At 59.9% G+C, this 16,987-nt stretch carries 10 protein-coding genes; 3 read left to right on the top strand and 7 right to left on the bottom strand.

The window, feature by feature from the left end; genetic code table 11:
- Positions 1-396: 396 nt before the first annotated feature.
- Positions 397-2,277, top strand: a complete 1,881-nt coding sequence (locus K0F88_RS31650) for a methyl-accepting chemotaxis protein (RefSeq protein ID WP_219097829.1) — start codon at positions 397-399, stop codon at positions 2,275-2,277.
- 126 nt (positions 2,278-2,403) lie between these two features.
- Here the strand turns inward: K0F88_RS31650 and K0F88_RS31645 are convergent, their stop codons facing one another.
- From K0F88_RS31645 to K0F88_RS31625, 5 genes are all read right to left on the bottom strand, one after another.
- Complete coding sequence (locus tag K0F88_RS31645) at positions 2,404-2,871, bottom strand: SRPBCC family protein (RefSeq protein ID WP_094469752.1); 468 nt, start codon at positions 2,869-2,871, stop codon at positions 2,404-2,406.
- 27 nt (positions 2,872-2,898) lie between these two features.
- Entirely contained in the window at positions 2,899-6,309 is a 3,411-nt protein-coding gene (locus K0F88_RS31640) for a non-ribosomal peptide synthetase (protein ID WP_219097828.1), read from the bottom strand.
- Between the two features lie 13 nt (positions 6,310-6,322).
- A complete protein-coding gene (locus K0F88_RS31635) occupies positions 6,323-7,252 on the bottom strand; it encodes a diiron oxygenase (RefSeq protein WP_094469750.1) in 930 nt (309 codons plus the stop codon).
- Positions 7,249-8,025, bottom strand: a complete 777-nt coding sequence (locus tag K0F88_RS31630; RefSeq protein WP_094469749.1) for a DUF3050 domain-containing protein — start codon at positions 8,023-8,025, stop codon at positions 7,249-7,251. The genes K0F88_RS31635 and K0F88_RS31630 overlap by 4 nt, the downstream gene beginning before the upstream one ends.
- A gap of 698 nt (positions 8,026-8,723) precedes the next feature.
- Positions 8,724-9,434, bottom strand: coding sequence for a GntR family transcriptional regulator (locus tag K0F88_RS31625; protein WP_219097827.1), 711 nt, complete (start codon positions 9,432-9,434; stop codon positions 8,724-8,726).
- A 220-nt stretch (positions 9,435-9,654) separates the two neighbouring features.
- Between K0F88_RS31625 and lapG the strand changes: the two genes are divergently transcribed.
- The gene (lapG, locus tag K0F88_RS31620) at positions 9,655-10,347 is read left to right on the top strand and encodes a cysteine protease LapG (protein ID WP_219097826.1); all 693 of its coding nucleotides are present in this window, start codon (positions 9,655-9,657) and stop codon (positions 10,345-10,347) included.
- A gap of 14 nt (positions 10,348-10,361) precedes the next feature.
- Entirely contained in the window at positions 10,362-12,308 is a 1,947-nt protein-coding gene (lapD, locus tag K0F88_RS31615; RefSeq protein WP_219097825.1) for a cyclic di-GMP receptor LapD, read from the top strand.
- A 157-nt stretch (positions 12,309-12,465) separates the two neighbouring features.
- On the opposite strand, the gene K0F88_RS31610 is transcribed toward lapD, so the two are convergent.
- Positions 12,466-12,804: a tryptophan synthase subunit beta gene (locus tag K0F88_RS31610; RefSeq protein WP_094469745.1), complete on the bottom strand. Its 339-nt coding sequence runs from the start codon at positions 12,802-12,804 to the stop codon at positions 12,466-12,468.
- A gap of 148 nt (positions 12,805-12,952) precedes the next feature.
- Positions 12,953-16,987 (bottom strand): immunoglobulin-like domain-containing protein (locus tag K0F88_RS31605; protein WP_219097824.1); only part of this gene is annotated, 4,035 nt, incomplete at its 5' end.

Raw genomic sequence — 16,987 nt, 5'->3', positions numbered from 1 at the left:
CGATGGTAGTGTGGGGTTTCCCCATGTGAGAGTAGGTCATCGTCAAGATTGAATTCCAAAACCCCTGTCTGCTAACGCAGACAGGGGTTTTGTCGTTTTAGCTCCATAAAACTTCGGGCCATTGTCCCCTGCGTGACATGCCACATCTGCGTCACGTCCTTCCCCAGCATTCCCAGGTATTCAAGAGGTACATTGACCGTCAGCCGCTCTAGCACGCCGTTCGGCGGGAATATCGACCATTTCATATAAATCCCTAAGATTTCTCCGGCTAGTGCCGACAGACTGATGAGACATGCGTGCACCAAAGTAGAGCGGCCGAAGAACGCCGCCTGCGCTGTTACATGGAATGTTGCACCTGGAACGCATCCCCACTTTTTGCATAAGAAGTCCCATGAAATGAATCTCAAATTCAGCCATAAAATCCTTTTGGCCGCCTCTGGCGTCGTGGTGCTGGCTTTTGCGTTGTTCACTTTGTACAACGACTATCTGCAGCGAAACACCATTCGGCAAAACCTCGAATCCTCCGTCCAGCAAGCCGGCGATCTGACCGCCAGCAGCGTGCAGAACTGGATGAGCGGCCGTGTGCTGGTACTGGAAAACCTCGCCCAGAACGTCGCTCATCAAGGCGCCAATGCGGACCTTCCCGGCCTGGTGGATCAACCTGCGTTCACCTCGAACTTCCAGTTCACCTACGTTGGCCAGGCCAATGGCGTGTTCACCCAACGCCCTGACGCGAAGATGCCGGACGGTTACGATCCGCGTCAGCGCCCTTGGTACAAGCAAGCCGTGGCTGCCGACAAGACCATGCTGACGCCGCCGTACATGGCCGCCGTCGGTGGGTTGGTGGTGACGATCGCCATGCCGGTGAAAAAGAACGGTGAATTGCTCGGCGTGGTCGGCGGTGATCTGAGCCTGGAGACCCTGGTGAAGATCATCAACTCCGTGGACTTCGGTGGTATCGGCCATGCGTTCCTGGTCAGTGCCGACGGTCAGGTGATCGTCAGCCCGGACAAAGACCAGGTGATGAAAAACCTGAAGGACATTTATCCAAACTCTGGCGTGCGCATCGAGAAGGGCAATCAGGACGTCACCCTGAACAAGCAGGACCGCATTCTGTCGTTTACCCCGGTGAGCGGTTTGCCGAATGCCGAGTGGTACATCGGTCTGTCGATCGACAAGGACAAGGCCTACGCACCACTGAGCCAATTCCGTACCTCGGCGCTGATTGCAATGTTCATCGCCGTCAGTGTTATTGCCGTGCTGTTGAGCCTGCTGATCAACGTGCTGATGCGTCCGCTGACCACCATGGGCCGCGCGATGCAGGACATCGCCCAGGGCGAAGGCGACCTGACCCGTCGTTTGGCCGTGGAAAGCAAGGACGAGTTCGGCGAGTTGGGTGGTTCGTTCAACCAGTTCGTGGAGCGGATTCACGCATCGATTTCCGAAGTGTCCTCGGCGACCCGCCAGGTCCACGATTTGTCGCAACGCGTAATGGCATCGTCCAACGCTTCGATCATCGGCTCCGACGAGCAAAGCGCGCGCACCAACAGCGTGGCCGCCGCCATCAACCAATTGGGTGCCGCGACCCAGGAAATCGCCCGCAATGCTGCCGATGCCTCGCAGCATGCCAGTGGTGCGAGCGAACAGGCGGATGATGGTCGTCAGGTGGTGGAGAAAACCATCCTGGCCATGACCGAGCTGTCGCAGAAAATAAGCCTGTCCTGCACCCAGATCGAAACCCTGAACGCCAGCACTGACAACATCGGGCACATTCTGGATGTGATCAAAGGTATTTCCCAGCAGACCAACCTGCTCGCGCTCAATGCCGCCATCGAAGCGGCGCGTGCCGGTGAAGCCGGTCGCGGTTTTGCGGTCGTGGCGGACGAAGTGCGCAACCTGGCGCATCGCACGCAGGAGTCGGCGGAAGAGATCCACAAAATGATCACCTCGCTGCAGATCGGTTCTCGCGAAGCGGTGACGACCATGAATGCCAGTCAGGTCTCCAGCGAAGAGAGTGTCGAAGTGGCGAACCAGGCGGGCTTGCGACTGGTCAGTGTTACCCAGCGCATCGGCGAAATCGACGGCATGAACCAGTCGGTAGCCGCGGCGACCGAAGAGCAGACCGCAGTGGTGGAAACCCTCAACGTCGACGTCAACCAGATCAACTTGCTGAACCAGCAGAGCGTGGCGAACCTCAATGAAACGTTGAAGGATTGCGATGCGTTGTCGTTGCAGGCGAACCGGTTGAAGCAGTTGGTTGACAGCTTCAAGATCTGATTCAGGTCAGGTCTACCGCGTTATCGTTCAATCGCGAGCAGGCTCGCTCCCACAGGTTCACGCTAAACCCTGTGGGGGCGAGCCTGCTCGCGATAGCGGTGGATCAGTCACCGCTGAACCAAAGCCCTACACAAACAGCTTCAACACATTATTCATCGCGTCATCCGCAAACCCCTGCACAAACTCCTTGAACCCCGGCAACGCCTCGGCACCTCCCTGCGCCGGTTCGGCAATGATGGTCCAGGTCGCCCGCGACTTGCCCGCGCCCAGCGGTTCAACACTCATCGCCGCCCACAAATTGGCCACACCCAGCGTGTTGTAAATCGTGGTCCACGTCATGTTCAGTGCTTGGTCATCCCGCGAGTTGAGTTGCTCGACCACCAGGTTGCCGTCCTTGAAAAATTTCTTGCGCAGCGACGACACGCCTTCGCCCGTCATCTCGATGTGCGACAACGCCGGAATGAATTGATCGAAGCCGGCAAAGTTGCCGACCACCGCCCAGACCTGCGCGGCATCCGCCGGCACTTCGACGCAAGATACGACGTGGCAGCCTTGAGGGTTTTTGATCAGGGTATCGGGTTGCAGATTGTTCATGGTCTTGCTCCATTGGGTTTGAGTGAATCAGATGAAATTGATTTCTTTGAGGTAGTCGCAGCCGCGACGCAGCAGCGCCGGGGATTTTTCCGGGTAGTGCGCGCCCATCTGCCGCACGCCGGCCTGGGCGTTGGCGTGGCCGATCATCGAGATGTCGCCGATGTCTTCCTCAAAGCCGTTGAGGTAGAAACCGAGTACGCCGAACAACGCGTTTTCGCTGTCGACCCGACCCAGTTGCTGCTGCCAGTCGGCGACGCTGACCATGGAGAATTCGCGGCCGGCCTCACGGAATGACGCGACGTAATCGTCCCAACTCAAGGGCTCGGGGTTGTGCAGGTTGAACACCGCTTTTTCAGGTGAATAACGGCTGGCATGGAAGCCAATAAAGCGTGCGAGAAAGTCCACCGGCATCAGATCAAAGTTCAGCGCGAACTCCGGCACCTGGCCGAGCTGGATCGAGCCTTTGAGCATCAGCATCAAGCGATTTTTGTGCGGCTGACAGACGCCGGTCAGGCTGTTGAAGCTGATATTGCCGGGGCGATAAAGATTGACCCTCACCCCACGTTCACGCGCTCGTTCGAGGATTCGTTCACCGACCCACTTGGACAGGTTGTAGCCGTTCTTGATGTAGATCGGCGGCGTCTGCGCGGCGGGTAATTCCAGCACTCGGCCATCGTCGGCAATCGTGCTGGACGCCGAGAGCGTGGAGACGAAGTTGAAGATCTTCTTGCTGCGCCCCTCGCACAGCCGAAGGCATTCGAAAATCGGCTCGACGTTGTCCCGCGCCAACGACTCGTAATCGAGCACGTGATTGACGTTGGCGGCGTTGTGCACCAGCGCGCCGAACTCTCGATCGAGGCGCTCGTAAACGTGCGCATCGAGCCCCAACGACGGGCGAGTGATGTCTGCCGCGTAAACCTGCACCCGACTCAGGTCCAGGTGCTCCAGACGGTTTTCCCGCAAAGCGTGAGCGAAGCGTTCAGCCGCCGATTGCCCGCCGCCATCGCGCACCAGGCAGGCGACTTCACTGACGCCCCACGCCAGCAACGCCTCGACGATGTGCACACCGACAAAACTGTTGGCGCCGGTGACGATCACCTTGTGCACATCGCCCATGCGGCTGATGGGCAGCGGCTGAATATCCAGCTCGCGGAAGGCATCCGCCAGCGCTTGCGCGCTCAGGACTTCCTCGGTGCCAGAGCCGCGCACCAACGTCGCCAGCTTCGCAATCGTCGGCAATTCAATGAAGCGGTTGATCGAGATGCTGCGGCCGAATTCTTCACGCAATCGCAGCAACATCCGTGACAACAGGATCGAGTGGCCGCCCAGATTGAAGAAACTTTCGTCGGTCGGAATATCGCTGGCCGGCAGCTCCAGCAGCCCGGCCCAGATCTCCAGCAACAGCGCTTCATCGGCGCTGGCGGGCAAGCGCCGTGTCGTGTTTTCGGCAACATTCACCGGCATCGCCAGCAGCGCTTTGCGGTCGACTTTGCCGTTACTGGCGAACGGCATGCTCGGCAGTTCGGTCCAAGCGATGGGGTGCATGTAGTCCGGCAAAAACTGCATCGCATGAGCCTTCAAGGCTTCGCGCGCGACGCCCGGCTGGTTCTCCTGAGGTTGCGCGAGGAAGGCCAGAATCCGCCGTTGGCTGTCGATAACCACCGCGACCTGACGGTACAACTGACTGTCGCGCAGGCAGCGTTCGATCTCTTCCGGCTCGACGCGAAAGCCGCGGATTTTCACCTGATTGTCCCGCCGTCCGCACAGCTCGATACCGTCGCGGGTCCATTTCGCCATGTCGCCGGTACGGTAGGCGCGCAGGCTTTGGCCGTCTGGCAAGTTCAAGTCCAGGTAACGCTCGGCAGTCTGCTGCGGGTTGTTCAGATAACCCAGGCACACCCCCGGCCCGACAATGTACAACTCACCGACGGTCTGCTCGGCCACCGGCTGAAAAGCCTCGTCGAGAATCAGCACCTGGCTGTTGGCAATCGGGGCCCCGAGGGTGCGGTTGCTGTCGCCGGCGCGCAGCTGACGCGCGGTGATCAGCACCGTGGCTTCGGTCGGGCCATAGAGGTTGTAGAGATTGCCCTGACGGGTGAGCTGTTCGATGACGTAGGGCTCGCAGACATCGCCGCCGGTCATCACATGATCCAGGACCTGTAGCTGATCCAGCGGCAGAATGCTCAACAGCGCCGGCGGTAAAAACGCATGGCTGAGGCGTTGATGGCGAATCAGCTCGACCAGCTGCAACGGATCGCGGCGCTGGTCGTCGTTCGGCACGATCAGCTCGGCACCCTCAAGCAGGGTCGGGAAAATATCGATCAGTGACGAGTCGAAACTCAACGACGAAAACTGCAAGGCCCGACTGTGTTCGGTCAGCTGCACATAGTCGGCATACCACGCGGTGAAGTGCGCGAGGTTGGCCTGGCTGAGCAGCACGCCTTTGGGATGCCCGGTGGTGCCCGAGGTATAGAGCGCCATGCAGGGCGCGTCGAGAGCGGGTCGCTGGCGCATCAAGGGTTGACCGAGGTCGACGTCAGTGAAGTCGATGCGACTGATGTCCAGCCCCGGCATTTCGTCGGCGAGTGGATGCTGGCCGTCATGCAGCAACAACACCGCACCGGCATTCGAAAGGATGTACTGCTGGCGTTGCAGCGGATGGCTCGGCTCCAGCGGCAAGTACACCGCGTCGCTGCCCAGGATCGCCACGATCCCTGCATACAACGCACTGCATTTCGGCAAGCAGATCCCGACCACCAAGGGGCCTTGATGCTGTGCGAGCAACGGCAGCAAGTGTTGCTGGATCGCACGGCTCTGGGCGTGTAATTGCCGATAACTCAGCGATGTGCCGTCGATGTTCAGCGCAGGTCGTTCGGCGGACTCGATGAAGCGCTGTTGCAGACGCTCGATCATCGGGATCCGGGCGAGATCTTGCAGCCACGGTTGAGCCGTGTTGTTGAGTTGATGAACGAACGCCAGGCGTTCTAAAAACAGCAGATTGTCCACCTGATCTAAATGGGCTGCCGCTGCCGGTTCAGTGCAGAGAAAATACTCGGCGTCCCGGGAGAATCGGCTGACCAGCAGTGAGACGTGATCCACCAGCTCCGCCACCGCTCGCAGGCGCAAGGCCTGGCCGTTTCCGCTAGGCTCATCGGCAATCGACACGCGCGTGAACAGCGTTGATCCCTGCATGCACAGCAGGTCCATCGGCGGTAAACCGGTGATGTTTGGCACGCCAATTCCCAGTTGCAGTGTCAGATGCGGCGCATCACCCGGGACTGAAAACGCCTGGCTGGCATCGTCAATCAGCAGATCAAACGACGGCGCCTCCTCGAACGTCTTGAGCCGCACCAGCGAATGACCCTGTTGTTCAAGTTCCAGCGCCAGGTCGGTCAAGGCCTGGCTTTGCCCAATGAGCAGAATGTCGAGACGTCTCATGATGTTCTCCTCGTTACACCAGGTAGTCGCTGAGGGCGTCTTGCACGCACGGCGAATCCAGCAGCGAACTGCTGCGGAAAAACCGCACGATGTTGGCGACCAGCGGGTGATGACGATTGATCGGGAAGGCCAGCCCCGAGATTTCGTTCTTGAGTGCCTGGCGTGCCGCGTCGCTGATCTGCAAGGCTTCGATCAAGCGGAAGTCGAAGGACTTCTGGATGTCGTTGGTCAGGTAATGGCCGATGAACACCGGCAGGATTTGCGCGATGAGCTGGCGGTCGTCTTCGCTCGCGGTATGCCAGTAGATGCGTACCATCCGCGACCAGAATCCGGAGTGGCGGCCCTCGTCGAGCAAGTGATCGGCCATCAGGCCCTTGATCGACTGCTTGACCGTGTCGTCCTTGGCGAACGCCGCGACATCGCCGGTCACGGTGTTCTCGGCGATGGCCACGCAGATCAGTTCCACGGCGCTGCGCAAATGCTCCGGTGCGAGGGCCACGGCCGCCGGAATCGCCCGGCTCAGCTCGATTTCATCCGGCAGCCGGATCGGCGTGATGCCGGTCATGGCGACGGTCTGCTGCATGAAGTCCATGGCCACCAGCGCGTGGTAATCCTCGTCCACCACCACGGTCATGGCGTCATAGCGACAGGCAAACGGGAACGCCACGGCGAAGCGATTTTTGGCGATGCTGCGGGCGGTCTTGTCGACGATCTCGGTTTCGAAAATCACCACGTCGTTGATGAATTTGTAGAGTGTCTGCACCAGCGCGAAGTCCCGTTGTTCCGGGCATTCGCGCAGGAAGGTTTCGCTCAGCACCAACGGTTGGCGGCTCAACGGGTAGATCAGCTTGTCGTCGTTCTCCAGCACACGCCGGGGGCGGGTGCGGATGGTCGCGCGACTTTCCCAGGCGTCGGCGAAGGATTGGTAGTCGGCGGCGTTCATGCATTCACCTCCGCAACCGGTTCGCTCATGCTCAGGCGCAGGCCGTCCCACAAAGCAATGCGGCTTTCCACGGCGGCAATGGCGCTGGCGTAGACGTCTGCTTCGCGTTGCGGATCGCCGTCGACCAGCCGTGCGAGGAGTTTTTCAGCGGCGGGGCCGTGGTCCTCGGAGTCGACTTCGATATGCCGCTCCAGGTAGTAACGGAAGGTCGGCGCTTGCTCGATGCCGATACCCCAGTCGTCGAGAATCCGCTGGAACATCTGCGGAATAACGCTCTCACGACCATGCAAAAACGCTGCGGCAACGCTATGTCCCGGCGCGTGCAGCGCGGTGTGCAAGGTGTGCCGCACAAACTGCGCAGCCGCCGGATCGATATCAACACTTTGCAGCGCCACGTCGTAACTCACACCTTCTTGTTGCAACGCCACGAAGCGTTCCACGGCGACCGTGCTGGCGCCGACTTCGCGCATCGCATCCAGGTACAACTCGAAATGACTGTAATGACCCTGGGCCGGACGATCATCGGACTCTTCACCCAGCACAATCTCATTGATCAGACGCGCGGCCTGCGGATCTCGCGGCGGCAACCAGGGCAGTTGAACGCAGGTCAGTTCCTGTTGCAGGCGTTTGGTCAGCGACATGAAATCCCACACCGCAAAGACATGGGTTTCCATGAACCGTTGAAGTACCGACAGTGAATGTATTTCAGAGAAAATCGGGTGTGCACTAAGTTCTGCTTTCTTCTGGTTGAGGCGGTCTTTATTCGTTTTCATGAGCGAGCCTATAAGTGATCTGAAATGCCGTTAAGGGTGATGTGATCAATAAGTGACGGTCGTTTAACGTTTTTTGTTGGCGAGCGAATGCCTCAATTAAATTGATGTCATCCAGAGCGATACAGTCGATTTGGTGCCGTGTTTACTGGTGGCGGAGAAAAACTAATACACGAATAAAGTGTCGAGCAAGTTATTTTTATATTATTTAAAAGTTTAACTTTTTCGCGCGCGACAAGTTCCAATAAAACTATAAGTGTCAGTTTTATTTGGGCGTAGTTGCTCCTTTCGACGAAGTGTCGTCAAAATTCAAATAAAGAGTGAATGCCTCACTCAAAGCAACTTTCAAAGTTGTTCCGTTGAATGCTTCAAGGGGGTGGAAGTTGGCTGGGATTGACGCCGGTGCTTCCTTTCCCGTGACAAGACTCCTTCCGTAGGTTCTTGGTGCGAGGACTGCGCCGCCATGGCGGCGCGTCGCCCGTTCATTATTCGTTGGCAACCCAAGAGTGAGCGTAAATCACGGCCGCCGCTATCGCCCGGCCGTCATCTTTGCTGGCGTATTGATGGAGCTTGAGGGAGGTCAATCGAAGGCAGGCTTGGGGAGGGGACGTGCGGTCGCTGAAGCGGGGATGTGTAAGTTGATTATTCACAGCAAGCGCGGCGCGCAGTTCGAACTGCGCGCCCAGGCTTGGCGCCGGGTTTTACCTGGACGTTTTCTTGCTCTGCGCCTCAGGGCTGTTGAGGTAGCGCGTGATGACCTCGACACCGCGGTTGAGGTGGTGCTCGAGCAGCTTCACCGAACGCTCGGTGTCGCGATCTTCGACGGCCAATAACAACGCCCGGTGATCATCCTGGGACAGCTTGCCCAGGCCCATGGCTTCCAGGTTGAAACGCAGGAAGCGCTCCTCTTCGTTCAAGCCATCTTCAATCAGTCTCAGGAGCCGACGGTTAGGCGCCTTGCTGTAGAGCGACATGTGGAAAAGGCGATTGAGCCGCCCGATCTCGGCGTAGTCGTGTTCTGTTTCCAGGTTATCGATATAGCGGGCAGCGTCTTCGAAATCCTGTTTATCAAGCAAGGGAATCGACAGTCGCAGGGCTTCGGACTCCAACAGAATCCGTAACGCATAAGTCTCGACGGCATCGCCCTGAACCAGCGGTGCAACCACCGCACCTTTATGGGCGATGACGTTGAGCAGCGACTGGGCTTCAAGCTGGCGTAACGCTTCGCGCACCGGCATGCGGCTGACGCCGAACAGGTCGGCCAAATCTTGCTGGCGCAACGCGGTGCCGCAGGGAATGCGCCCGTCGAGAATGGCCGAACGCAGGGTTTCTTCGATCACCGAACGTGCGAGGTGAGCGGGAATCGGCCCGTTGACCTTGATACTGCTGAGGGGGTTGGGCTTCTGTGTCACGACTACGCACCCTGTTTGGCTGAAATATTTGGATCCAAATGGACACTAGTGACTGCCATGCAGCTTGTCAAACGGACAAAAGATCGCAGCCCACGACTTTTCATGTCACTCACCATTCAAAGTCTAGCGTGTCGCCAGTGATTGCACCGTGCCATTGTCTTTTAACGGGCTAACCTGCACCATCAAGCGAATTCCACCTGCCTGACCTGGATGCCTCGCATTGGCGGTACGTTTCGCGATCCCTCGGACTTTGCGCTGGCTGTGCTGCGCGTTGCTGCTGGCCGGCGTCATGCTGGGCGGGTTGCATGCCGATTGGGATTTTTCGCTGATCAGCCGCAAGGCGCAGGTCTTGTACGGGCCGTTGGGCGACGGGAAGCCGCGCATCGATGCCTGGCAGCAGTTGCTGGCCACGCAAAAACAGGCCAGCGAGCTGGAACAGCTCAATGTGGTCAATCAGTTTTTCAACAAACAGGTGCGTTACGTTGAGGACATCGACCTTTGGCACGAGGTCGATTATTGGGAAACACCCATCGAAGCCCTGTGGAAGGGCGCTGGCGACTGCGAAGACTATGCGATCGCCAAGTACTTCAGCCTGCGCCATCTCGGCGTTTCCAGTGACAAGCTGCGCATTACCTACGTCAAGGCGTTGCGCCTGAACCGCGCGCACATGGTGCTGACTTACTATTCGAGCCCCGAGGCCATGCCGCTGGTACTCGACAGCCTGATCGATGCAATTAAACCGGCCAGCCAACGAACCGACTTGCTGCCGGTCTACTCTTTCAATGCCGAAGGGTTGTGGTTGCCGGGCGCCAAGGGCAACAAGAAGGTCGGAGATACCAAACGCCTGTCTCGCTGGCAGGACGTGTTGAAGAAAATGCAGGCCGAAGGTTTCCCGGTCGAGACGACTAACTAGGAGCACGCGCTCAGATGTCTTTGTTCAAACAGCTGTTGATCGCTATCTGTCTATTCCTGGTGGTCGCCTTCACCGGCAGCTTCATGGTCAGCCTGGAAAGCTCGCGCACCCAGTACGTCAACCAGTTGCGCTCCCACGCCCAGGACGCCGCGACGGCACTGGCGCTGTCCCTGACGCCGAACATCGACGACCCGGCGATGGTCGAGCTGCTGGTCAGTTCGATCTTCGACAGCGGGTACTACGCGAGCATCCGCGTGGTTGACCTCAAGACTGACCAGACCATCGTCGAGCGCAGCGGCATTCCAGCGGTGAACAACGTGCCGGACTGGTTCGTCAAAATGATCGGTCTGGAACCGGCCGGCGGCGATGCGCTGGTCAGCCGTGGCTGGGAGCAGGCGGCGCGGGTCGAGGTGGTCAGCCATCCGATGTTCGCATTGGCCAAACTGTGGCAGAGCGCGTTGGGCAGCCTCGGCTGGTTGCTGATCTGCGGCGCGGTGAGCGCGGTATTGGGCGCGCTGTTGCTGCGTCGACAACTGAAGCCGCTGGACTACATGGTCAAGCAATCCCACGCCATCGCTCGCCGCGAATTCCTCAGCCTGCCGGAACTGCCGCGCACACCGGAACTGCGCCGAGTGGTGCAGGCCATGAATCAAATGGTCGAGAAGCTCAAGGCGCTGTTCCAGGAGCAGGCCGAGCGCAGTGAAAAACTGCGGGTCGAGTCCTACCAGGACAACCTGACGGGGCTGGCCAACCGTCGCTATTTCGAGATGCAATTGAACGCCCGGGTGAGCAACCCGGAGCAGGCGAGTTCGGGTTATCTGCTGCTGTTACGGGTCAAGGACCTGGCTGGTTTGAACCAGCGTCTGGGCGGTCAGCGCACCGACCAATTGTTGCAGGCCGTGGGCGAGCAACTGTCCCGCGAGTGCGCCAAGTACCCGGAAACGCAGAACCTCGTCACGCGGATCCGTGGCGGTGAGTTTGCCGTGCTGGCGCCGGGACTGGTGCGCGAAGAAGCGCTGCAACTGGCGCAGAACCTCGACAGCGCTTTGGCGAGCCTGCATGCGACCGGCGCCACGGACGTGGCCTCGGTCGCGTCGATCGGTCTCGCGCCGTTTATTCATGGCGACTCACCGCAGGCCGTGTTGGGGTTGGGCGACCAGGCGTTGGCTCAGGCTGAAGGTCAGGGTGAACAGAGCTGGGCGTGCCTGGATCACAGCGCCTCGGCCAGCGTCGGGGATGACCATCACGCCTGGCACAAGTTGCTGGATCAGGCGTTGACTCAGCAGCGTTTCAAGTTGTATTTCCAGCCGGTGGTCGCCAGCCAGGACACGCAATTGGTGCTGCATTACAAGGTGCTGTCGCGGTTGATCGACGATGAAGGCCAAACCATTCCCGCCGGACGCTTCCTGCCGTGGCTCGAGCGCTTCGGCTGGACCGCGCGCCTGGATCGGCTGATGTTGGAGCTGGTGCTTGAGCAGATGGCCGAGCATGAGGAATCGCTGGCGCTGAACCTGTCTTCGGCGACGTTGGCCGATCCGCAGGCGCTGAACAAAGTCTTCGAGATTTTGCGTGCTCACTCCGATCTCGGACCGCGGCTGACCCTGGAAATCGGCGAGGAGCAACTGCCCGAGCAAGCGATGCTGGAAGAACTGACGCGGCGCCTGCGTGAGCTTGGGTTCTCGTTGAGCCTGCAACGGTTTGGCGGGCGCTTCAGCATGATCGGCAACCTGGCGCGGCTGGGGTTGGCGTATTTGAAGATCGACGGCAGTTACATCCGCGCGATTGATCAGGAAAGCGACAAGCGTCTGTTTATCGAGGCGATCCAGCGGGCGGCACATAGCATTGATCTGCCGTTGATTGCCGAGCGGGTGGAAACCGAAGGGGAGTTGCTGGTGATTCGGGAGATGGGGTTGTATGGGGTTCAGGGGCAGTTGTTTGGTGAGCCCAAGCCTTGGCAGTGAGGCTTTATAGCTGAGTCGTCAGTCAGTCCGCCATCGCGGGCAAGCCCGCTCCCACAGTGGAGCTGTGTTGACCACTGTATCCGGGTCACCCCAAAACCCTGTGGGAGCGGGCTTGCCCGCGATGGCATCAGCACAGACAACATCAAAGGCCGAAGCCTCAGATCAACCCCGTCTCATCATCATCAATCAATTGACTCAACCCACCCAACGCCTCTCGAGCCTGGGTCCGGTCCATCAGTTTGGCCTGGGCCGCGGCCGGCAGGTCGGTGACGCGGATCACGCCTTTGCTGGTCAGCACCTGGATCAAGTCGTCGAGAACCCGGATCATTTCCAGGTCGCTCTGCTTGAGCTGCTTGAGGCTGCTTTCCATCACTTCGTTGGCATACCAGGCCTGGATTTCATGGTGGTCGGCCGGCAGCGTTTCCGTGGCCTCGGCGTAGGCCGCGGCTTCCACGCGCACTAACTGACCTTGCGCATCGCGTTGCACGTAGAACATTGAGCATCCCTCAGAAATGAACCAGCGTCATGCTGTCAGCAGCATAGGCCAACTGGACGCGAGTATGCGGTGCGGCGACGAAATCGTCACCGGGGGGATGGGCACAAACGTGACGGCCGCCCCATAAGGGCGGCCGTTTTTCGTGGGATCAGCTGTTGTTGTGATCGACTTTGATGGTCGGGTCACTGCCGGCAATCAACGAGTGCAGGTTGGCGCTGGACCAGTTGTTGCCTTCCAGTTTGATCGTCACATCCGGCGTTGCGGCCGCCGCATCGCCTGAGTTGAACTTGCCGCCGGAGCTGACTTGCAGCGACGACACGCCATCAACGGTGCTGATTTTCAGGAAGTTATCGATGGTGCTGCCGGTTTCGCCTTGCAGCAGATCGCGCAAGTCGATGCGGTCACCTTCGCTGGCCTTGAAGTCCTTGATCACGTCGTTGCCGGTGTCGCCAGCCTTCCAGACGAAGGTGTCGGCACCCGAACCGCCAATCAGGATGTCGTTGCCCTGACCGCCCATCAGCGAATCGTTACCCGAGCCGCCGAGCAGGATGTCATTGCCCTTGCCGCCGTCGAGCAGGTCGTTGCCCCCCGAGCCGAAGAGAATGTCATTGCCCGCGCCGCCCAGCAGTGTGTCGTTGCCGTCATGGGCACCGGACACATCGAATGCGCTGTAGTGCTCGGTGATGAACTGGTGCACGTTGCTGGTGGTGACTTTGCTGACGTCCACGCCGGTTTCTTTGGCGACGAACGCCTGCATCGCCTGATAACCCTCGCCGGCAATGCCGTTGAAGCTCACCAGGTCGCCGAACAGGATGTCATTACCGTCGCCGCCATTGACCGTGTCGGAGCCCGGCATGGTCGCTTCGGTGTGACCGATGATCGAGTTGGCCAGGTCTTTCGGATCGATGTTGGTTTGCGGCGTCTTGTCCGAGTCGTATGGCTTGAGGTCGCTGAGGGTGACGTCTTTGTTCAGGCCGATGGCTTCTACCGTCGACACCTTGTCCAGCAGCGCGAAACTGCTGGTCGAGTTGTCGATGGCGCTGGAGCCGGTGCTGCTGCCATTGCCGTCGCGATAGGACAGCTCGTAAGTGCCGTTGCCCTCGGCGCGAATGGTGCCCAGTTCGGAACTGCTCCAGTAACCGCCCCACGAGCTCTTGTACGTCTGCAGCGTGACGGTGCCGGAGTTATCGATGGTCAGGTAGTGAGTGCTGTCCAGATAACCGGAAAAGGTCTGCCCCAATTTGTAATTGGTGGTGGTGATGACGTCATCGAGCTTCACGCCGCCGAACAGGGTCGGGTTGGTCGACTCACCACTCTGGTAGTAGGTCGGCTTGCCGTCGGTGATGAAGTAAGTGAGGTTCTTCGCTCCAGTGTTGGCCATGGCGTCGGCACTCTGGAACCAGTTCGCCGTGGTTTTGAACACGTCTTCGTAATTGGTGCCGCCGCCGGACGCCATGGAATCCAGCACCGCTTTGAGCAGGATCAGCGCATTCGGATCGTTCAGGTTCACTGAAACAGACTTGTTCACCTGGTTATCGAAGTCCGCGAGGAAAATGTTCACGGTGCCCGAGTTGCCACCCATGCTCTGCTTGAGCGTGTTGAACACCGCGGTCAGCGAGTCCTTGGCGGCGCTGATCGACGAGGCGCTCATGCTGCCTGAACTGTCGACCATGAAGGCGATGTTGTAGTTGGTGCCCGGCACCACGGTCAGCCCGCCGATGTCGGCGACGATGATGTCGTTGCCGTCGGTGCCGGTGATGGTGTCATCGGCCGCCGTGGCAGTCACGGCGTTGTAGACCGCCGGGTAAACCGTGACCGGGATCGTCGCGGTGCTGGCCGCCGAGCCGCCGAGAACCTCGGTGGAGGTCGAGGTCACGGTCAGGTTGAACTGGCCGTTGTAGTACGGCGGCGGGGTCACGGTCAGGGAACCGAGGTTCCAGCCGGTGACGTTGGCTTCACCCGACGAGGTGCTGGCGGTGAAGGTGTGGCCAGCGCCATCGGTGAGCACGGAGCCCGCCGGGATGCCACTGATCTTCACGATCAGGCTTTCGGAGCCGTCAGTGTCCGTGAGCGCAGTCTTGATCGCAGACAAGTGAACGCTGGTGCCTTCGGCCGCTTCGTTGAGCTTGTAGCCGTCGTAGTAACCTTCGCCGTTGGTGCCGTGCAGGTCGGAAACCGTCACGCCGGAAGCGGCCAGGTCTGCAACGCCGGTGTACAACGGCACGCCCGCGCTGCTCAGGTCGACCGCCGCCCCGCCGTTGACCGACAGGTTGACGTCATAGCTGCCCGGGCCGCTCTGGTTGTGGTGGTAGATATCCAGGGTGTAGTAGCCGCTGGCGGTCGGGGTGAACGAACCACTCAGATTGCCGCCCGCGCCCCAGAGCGCGCTGGCCACGGTCTTACCGCCGATGGTCACGAGCAGGCTGTCATCACCGGTGCCGCTGAAGCTGTAAGTCTTGCCGGCTTCGAGGTAGATCAGGCCGGACGTTTTCGACGCGGTGCCAGAGGTCACGCTGCCGTCGGACTGCACGTTGGTCACGGTGGTGCTGCTGTTCGGTTTGCCGGCTGCATCGATCACCGACTTCAGCGTGTTCGTCGCCGCGCCGCTGCCGTCGGTGCCGAGGCCCGACAGGCCGGTCCAGACTTCCTTGATCAGTCCGGTGGATTTGACACTATTGTCCGCAACGCTCAAGGCCGGAGCGTCAGCAACCGGCGTGATGTCGATTTTGATCGTGCCGGTGTTGCCCAGCAGCGAACCGTCGGTTGGCTGGAACTTGATCTGTGCGTAGTCCGCCAGATTGTTGCCCACGCCGGTGCCGCCGTAGCCATTGGCGCCGGATTCGTTGGCGTCCGGCAAGAAACGCACCTTACCCGCGTCGATGTCAGCCTTGGAGAGGGTCTGGTTGGTCGTCACGTCGGTCCAGGTCGAACCGTTCAGGTACTGCAATTTGCCTTCGCCCGGCAGGCCGGTGATTTTCACGCCGAGGCTGGCGGCCGGACTGTCGACATCGCTGACGCCGAAGGTCGACCAGCCGAGGATCAGCGGGGTGTCCTCGGTGCCGGTGAGGTTAACCGGCGCGGCGGTCGGCGCATCGTTCACTGCCACGACGTTGACGGTGGTGGTCGCGGTGTTGGAGTAGTTGCTGCCATCGGTCACCGTCACGGTGATGATCCGCGGCACGGTGCTCGGGTCTTCACTGCTGTTGGTGAAACTGATGTTTTTGATCTGCTGCATGTAGTCGGCCAGCGTCGCGTTGCCGGACAACGTCAGCGTGACGGTGCCCTCCTTGCTGTTGGCATTGATGGAGATGCCGTTGACGCTGTTGCCCAGGTTCAGCGCATCGCCCGGCTGACGGTTGGTCAGCACGATGGTCGCGCCGGTCAGCATCGTGCTGTCCGGGTCGGTGATTTTCAGGTCGGTGTCGCCGATCGATACGCCTTGGCCCGTGGTGCCTTCGGTGAAGGTCACGTTGTAGTTGGCACCGGTGGCGCCGCTGGAGTTGTTGGCGTCCAGGTCGAGCACGGGCGGCGCATCGTTGTCGACGATCGCGGTGCTGATGCTGCCGTTGGTCGCGCTGATCGCCAGGTTCTCGAAGTTGCCGCCGGTGGCCGAGTCGATCTTGACCACGAAGTTTTCAGTGCCTTCGGTGATTCTGTCGTCCAGCGTCGCAGCGTTGAAATTCGCCGTGCTGGCGCCCGCCGGAATTTTCACGGTGTACACACCGGTGAAATCCGAACCGTCGGCAGCGGTGCCGCTGTAGGTGATCTTCAGGGTGACTTCGGTCTGCGCCGGGCTCGTCAGGCTGACGGTGTAACTGGCGGTCTGGCCTTCGGTCACCGAGGTGCTGCCGGTGATGCTGACTTCGGTCCGGTCGAGAGTGTCGGTGACACTGGTGATGGCCGCCGCCGGGCTTTTGACCAGGTTCTCGAAATTACCACCGGTGGCATTGTTGATGGTCGCCTGGACCGTGCCCGCGTCTTTATAGACGTCGTCGGCCGGTGCCTTGACGGTCACGGAGCCGCTGGTGGCGTTGGCGGCGATGGTGATCACTGCGCCGTTGCTCAATGTCACGGTCACCGGCGTGCCGGCCGCATGGGTCAGGTTCGCCGTGTAGACGATTGAGCCGCCTTCAGCGACCGAATCGGTTGCTGTCAGGCTAAGCGTGGTGGTGTCAGCCGAGTC

It is taken from the genome of Pseudomonas sp. UMAB-40, assembly GCF_900095275.1.
Taxonomy (GTDB): Bacteria; Pseudomonadota; Gammaproteobacteria; order Pseudomonadales; family Pseudomonadaceae; genus Aquipseudomonas; species Aquipseudomonas mandelii_B.
Note: the sequence above shows the minus strand (reverse complement) of the source record. Positions and strands in the feature narration are given on the sequence as shown.

What these genes read in the sequence shown, in the direction of transcription:
- K0F88_RS31650 (WP_219097829.1), top strand. Translation starts at nt 397, where the DNA reads ATGAATCTCAAATTCAGCCATAAAATCCTTTTGGCCGCCTCTGGCGTC.
- K0F88_RS31645 (WP_094469752.1), bottom strand. Translation starts at nt 2,871, where the DNA reads ATGAACAATCTGCAACCCGATACCCTGATCAAAAACCCTCAAGGCTGC.
- K0F88_RS31640 (WP_219097828.1), bottom strand. Translation starts at nt 6,309, where the DNA reads ATGAGACGTCTCGACATTCTGCTCATTGGGCAAAGCCAGGCCTTGACC.
- K0F88_RS31635 (WP_094469750.1), bottom strand. Translation starts at nt 7,252, where the DNA reads ATGAACGCCGCCGACTACCAATCCTTCGCCGACGCCTGGGAAAGTCGC.
- K0F88_RS31630 (WP_094469749.1), bottom strand. Translation starts at nt 8,025, where the DNA reads ATGAAAACGAATAAAGACCGCCTCAACCAGAAGAAAGCAGAACTTAGT.
- lapD (WP_219097825.1), top strand. Translation starts at nt 10,362, where the DNA reads ATGTCTTTGTTCAAACAGCTGTTGATCGCTATCTGTCTATTCCTGGTG.
- K0F88_RS31610 (WP_094469745.1), bottom strand. Translation starts at nt 12,804, where the DNA reads ATGTTCTACGTGCAACGCGATGCGCAAGGTCAGTTAGTGCGCGTGGAA.